Genomic DNA, 5,245 nt, shown 5'->3' with positions numbered 1-5,245 from the left:
GCAGCCGGTCCCTTCCGTTCCCCGGCAGAAGTCCACTCCGGTTCCGGGTAAGCCTGCGCGGCCCCGCCCGACGCCGGCTGCCATGGCCCCCCGTTCCAGTGGCGCAGCAGCGCCCACGGTTGTCGCGGCTCCCCCGATCCACTCCACCCCGCTGACCGAGGCGGAGAAGTTCGCCCGCGTGGAGGAAGACGGGCATGTCTTCCTCATCGTGGACGGCGAGGAGTTCGCCGTCGGCCAGTACCCGGACGCGTCCCGCGAGGAAGCCCTCGGCTACTTCGTACGCAAGTACGACGACGTCGCCGGCCAGGTCACGCTGCTTGAGCAGCGCGTGCATGCCAAGGCTCCCACTACGGATATGCGCAAGACTGCGGCCCACCTTGCCGAGCAGGTGGCCGAGCGGAAGATGGTGGGCGATGTCCGCGCACTCGAGTCCCGTCTCGAAGCCCTCCTCACTCTCATCGCCGACCTCGAATCTGCGGAGAAGGCGGAGCAGGACGCTGCCCGAGCCCGCGAGCTGCAGGCGCGCGAGGCGATTGTCGCCGAGGCCGAGGAGATCGCCGGCAGGGACCCTTCCTCCGTGCAGTGGAAGGCGAGCAGCAACCGCATGAACGAACTGTTCGAGCAGTGGAAGACCGCCCAGAAGTCGGGAATGCGGCTCGGACGCGGCACTGAGGACGCACTCTGGAAGCGGTTCCGCTCGGCCCGCACCATCTTTGACCGGCACCGTCGGGCCTATTTCTCCCAGCTCGACAATGAGAACGCCGAGGCGAAGCGCGCCAAGGAAGCACTCATCAAGCGGGCCGAGGAACTCTCCAGTTCCACCGACTGGGGCCACACAGCTGCCGAGTACCGCCGCCTCATGGACGAATGGAAAACCTCCAAGCGCGCAAGCCGCAAGGACGACGACGCCCTGTGGTCCCGCTTCCGTGCTGCTCAGGACACCTTCTTTGCTGCACGTAAGGCGGCGAACGAGGCAATTGATGAGGAGTACGGCGCGAACCTGGCAGTGAAGGAAGCCCTGCTGGCCGAAGCGCGCCAGCTCCTGCCGGTCAAGGATCCGGCAGCGGCTCGCAAGGCCCTGCAGTCCATCCGGGACCGCTGGGAGGACGCCGGAAAGGTCCCGCGCGCTGATATGGGACGCGTCGAGGCGCGCCTGCGCGAGGTCGAGGATGCGGTGCAGGCTGCCGAGCAGGAGCACTGGCAGCGGACCAATCCGGAGACCAAGGCCCGCACCAACAGTGCGCTCAGTCAGCTGGAGAGCACCATCGCCTCCCTTGAGGACGACCTGGCAGCCGCGGAAAAGAATGGAGACGCGCGCCGGATCTCCGAGGCCCGAGAGGCGCTCGCTGCCCGCCGGCAGTGGCTGGACATGCTGCAGAGGTCGGCACAGGACTTCTCCTAGGGGACCCTCCTGCAGCCGCTCGCGCGTTAGATAGAAGTCCCGGTCAGCCGTTTTCCACAGCGGCTCGACCGGGACTTTTCCTTTGCTTCCGGATTGGGAAAGCTTGATGCATGTCAATCACCCAAGGGTCCTCCGTGCAGGGGCGCACGGCAGCCCGCCGGGATCTCGCCATCAACTCCACCGGAGGCGTGCTCTTCCACGGCGGCGCACTGTTCACCCATGTGGAACTGCAGGCCATGCGGCTGGACGGGCTGATGACCCACGTGTGCGGCAAGTCCTACGTGCGCACGGATCAACCTTCCACCCCGGCCATCCGCGCGCAATCCGCGATCAACGCTGTGCCCAGGACCCTGCACCGGCGGGTCGCGTTGGCGAGACAGAGCGCTGCCTGGGTCTACGGGTGCGCGCCGGCCCCGGAGATTGTCAGCCTCGTCACCGACCACCGGCGGCGGACCACTGCCCTGCCCGTGTTCTGCGAGGCAGTAATGCACCAGGTAACGCTCGGGCCGTGCGATCTGTCCACCATCGGAGGCGTTGAGGTGACGTCTCCCCTTCGCACTGCCCTCGATGTGGCAGTACACGGCTCCGAGCAGTGGGCAGTGGACACCCTGAAGAGAATCGCCGCAGCGCCTGAACTGCGTTGCCCCCTGCACCTTGTCACTCTCTCGCTGGAGGCGTCTCCGCGGGTTCCAGGCAAGGCGCGCGCACTGAGCCGGCTCCGCGAAGCAATGCGGGTGGAGCGCTAGATGCGGCGCTGTGACCCGGTTGTCCGGTAGACGTCGAACACTCCGTCGATCCGACGAACCGCACTCAGGATGTGGCTCAGGTACTTCGGGTCGCCCATCTCGAAGGCGAACCGTGACATCGCCACCCGGTCGGTCGAGGTATTAACACTCGCAGCGAGAATGTTCACGTGGTTCTCGGACAATACCCGGGTCACGTCGGAGAGCAGGCTCTTTCGATCCAGCGCCTCCACCTGAATCTCCACGAGGAACACGCTGGACTGTGTGGGCGCCCACTCGACGTCAACAATGCGGTCGGGCTGATCACGCAACTCCTGAACATTACGGCAGTCGCTGCGGTGCACGGAGACGCCGGACCCGCGCGTGACGAATCCGACGATCGGGTCGGGAGGCACAGGCGTGCAGCAGCGGGCCAGTTTGACCCAAACGTCGCCTACGCCCACAACGGTCACTCCGGAGTCCGAGAACTTGGGGCGGCGGGGCTGGGTGGCAACGGTGGCCTCGGCGATGTCGTCCTCGGCCCCCTGATGGCCGCCCATCAGCGTCACCAGGTGTTCTATGACATTCTGGGCTGACGTGTGGCCGTCACCGACGGCTGCGTAGAGCGCAGAAATGTCCGCGTGCCGCAGTTCCTGTGCTACGGCAAGGAGCGCGTCGTGGGTCATCATGCGCTGAAGGGGGAGGTTCTGCTTCCGCATGGTGCGGGTGAGCTGATCTTTGCCCTTCTCGATCGCTTCCTCGCGGCGTTCCTTGGTGAACCACTGCCGGATCTTGTTACGTGCTCGCGGACTCTTGACGAAGCCCTGCCAGTCCTGGCTCGGTCCGGCGCCCTCGGCCTTCGAGGTGAAGATCTCCACCCAGTCGCCGTGATTGAGTTCGCTGTTGAGCGGAACAAGCTTGCCGTTGACACGGGCGCCAATGGTCCGGTGGCCGACCTCCGTGTGCACTGCGTAGGCGAAATCCACAGGGGTTGACCCAGCGGGCAGCGCCATGACCTCGCCCTTGGGAGTGAAGACGAACACTTCACGGGCGTTGATCTCGAACCGCAATGAATCGAGGAACTCGTCAGGGTCGGAAGTCTCCTGCTGCCAGTCCACGAGGCTGCGAAGCCAACCCATGTCGCTGTTGTCCGGGGCACCACTGGTGCCGGCGCCGCCCTGGTTCTTGTACTTCCAGTGCGCCGCCACACCGTACTCGGCACGCCGGTGCATGTCGTGGGTGCGGATCTGGATTTCAACGGGCCGTCCGCCGGGTCCGATAACCGTGGTGTGCAGCGACTGGTACATGTTGAACTTGGGCATCGCGATGTAATCCTTGAAGCGGCCCGGGAGCGGATTCCACCGTGCGTGCAGCTGGCCAAGGGTCGCATAACAGTCGCGAACCGAGTCAACGAGGACTCGCACGCCCATCAGGTCATGAATGTCGTCGAAGTCCTTACCCCTGACGATCATCTTTTGGTAGATCGAGTAGTAGTGCTTCGGGCGTCCGGTGATGGTGGCCTTGATCTTGACTGACCGCAGGTCCTCACCGATCTGGTCGCGGACCAGGTTCAGGTGCTTCTCCCGTTCCGGGGTGCGGTCGCCGACCATCCGGACGATTTCCTCGTAAACCTTCGGGTGCAGCGCCGCAAAGGAAAGATCTTCCAGTTCCCACTTGATGGTGTTCATGCCGAGGCGATGTGCAAGCGGAGCGAAGATTTCGAGCGTTTCCCTCGCCTTACGGGCGGAAGATTCCGGTGAGACGAACCGCCAGGTCCGGGCGTTGTGCAGCCGGTCAGCGAGCTTGATGACGAGGACCCGGATGTCCTTCGCCATCGCCACGACCATCTTGCGGACGGTTTCGGCCTGCGCTGCGTCACCGAAGGACACCTTGTCCAGCTTGGTGACGCCGTCCACCAGCATGGCAACTTCCTGGCCGAAGTCCCGGCGGATGTCGTCGAGGGTGCAGTTGGTGTCTTCCACCGTGTCATGCAGGAGTGCTGCGGCGAGCGTGGTGCCCGTCATGCCCAGCTCGGCCAGAATGGTGGCAACGGCCACCGGGTGGGTGATGTACGGATCACCGCTCTTGCGCTTCTGCCCTTCGTGGCTGCGTTCAGCGACCTCATAGGCGCGTTTGATGAACTCCAGGTCCTCTTTGGGATTGTTCGCGCGCACCGTGCGCAGGAGTGGTTCAAGAATGGGGGAATAACCGGTGCTTCCGCGGCCGGCCAAGCGCGCGAGGCGTGCACGGGTGCGCTCCCTGCGACCAGGAGAGCTGGGCGGCTCCACGGGAACGGCCGACCCCGGCCCTGGGCGTGCCTGCACGGGCGTCACGGCGCGGATGGGTTGGGGGCGCGATTCGACGCCGGACCCTGTGGACGGTCCGGTACCGGACGGGCGTCCGGGACCACTGGCTTCAGCCACCCAATACCCTACTTCCGTTGAAGTTTTCGCCAACCCCGCCGCCGCGGGTAAGGCTACAACATGCCACACCCTGGTTGACTATCCAAGTTTATCCACCGCGCGAGACTTCCCGTGCACGTTTCGCCTCACGGAGTAAGGATCGGATCCTGCCTGGCTGCACGCTGGTGCCGGGCTCGAGCCGCTGCCGAACCGGGAACGGGAAAGCGGCCCGATATCCAGGGGTACCGGGCCGCTTTCCGGGCCTTGATCTTCCGTCAGGGCTTCCGCTAGGCGGGTACCGTGGGCGACGGTTCGCTTGCTTCAAGCGAGCGACGGTGCAGCACGCGCTTTTCCTGTTTGCGGATCTCCGGCTCATTCATCCGCAGCATCGCGTACATCGGAGCCGCCACGAATACCGTGGTCAGCGTACCGATGATGATGCCGACGAAGAGGGCCAGCGACAGGTCCCGCAGCGTACCCGCGCCCAGCAGCATTGCCCCGATGAACAGGATGGCGGCCACCGGCAGGACGGCCACGACCGACGTATTGATGGACCGGACCAGGGTTTGATTGACCGCGAGGTTCACCTGCTCGCTGAAGGTCCGCTTGCTGGACACCTCCAGATCCGCGGTGTTCTCGCGGATCTTGTCGAAGACCACGACTGTGTCATAGAGCGAATAACTCAGGATGGTGAGGAACCCGATGACGGCGGACGGCGT

Annotated in this window: 3 protein-coding genes and 1 pseudogene; 2 read left to right on the top strand and 2 right to left on the bottom strand. The window is 64.8% G+C overall.

Annotated elements, in window-relative coordinates; translation table 11 throughout:
* Positions 1 to 1,402, top strand: a 1,402-nt coding sequence (locus RIF85_RS14350; RefSeq protein ID WP_309072579.1) for a DUF349 domain-containing protein, incomplete at its 5' end; no start/stop codon positions are given.
* Positions 1,403 to 1,512: 110 nt separating this feature from the next.
* Complete coding sequence (locus RIF85_RS14345; protein WP_309072578.1) at positions 1,513 to 2,148, top strand: hypothetical protein; 636 nt, start codon at positions 1,513 to 1,515, stop codon at positions 2,146 to 2,148.
* Here RIF85_RS14345 and RIF85_RS14340 read toward each other — a convergent pair.
* Positions 2,145 to 4,448, bottom strand: a complete 2,304-nt coding sequence (locus tag RIF85_RS14340; RefSeq protein WP_309072580.1) for a bifunctional (p)ppGpp synthetase/guanosine-3',5'-bis(diphosphate) 3'-pyrophosphohydrolase — start codon at positions 4,446 to 4,448, stop codon at positions 2,145 to 2,147. The two genes, RIF85_RS14345 and RIF85_RS14340, sit on opposite strands and share 4 nt — an antisense overlap.
* Before the next feature lie 365 nt (positions 4,449 to 4,813).
* A pseudogene (locus RIF85_RS14335) lies at positions 4,814 to 5,245 on the bottom strand (protein translocase subunit SecF); the annotation flags it as partial.

This window comes from Arthrobacter sp. (assembly GCF_031179385.1).
Taxonomy (GTDB): Bacteria; Actinomycetota; Actinomycetes; order Actinomycetales; family Micrococcaceae; genus Arthrobacter_D.
Note: the sequence above shows the minus strand (reverse complement) of the source record. Positions and strands in the feature narration are given on the sequence as shown.

What these genes read in the sequence shown, in the direction of transcription:
- RIF85_RS14345 (WP_309072578.1), top strand. Translation starts at nt 1,513, where the DNA reads ATGTCAATCACCCAAGGGTCCTCCGTGCAGGGGCGCACGGCAGCCCGC.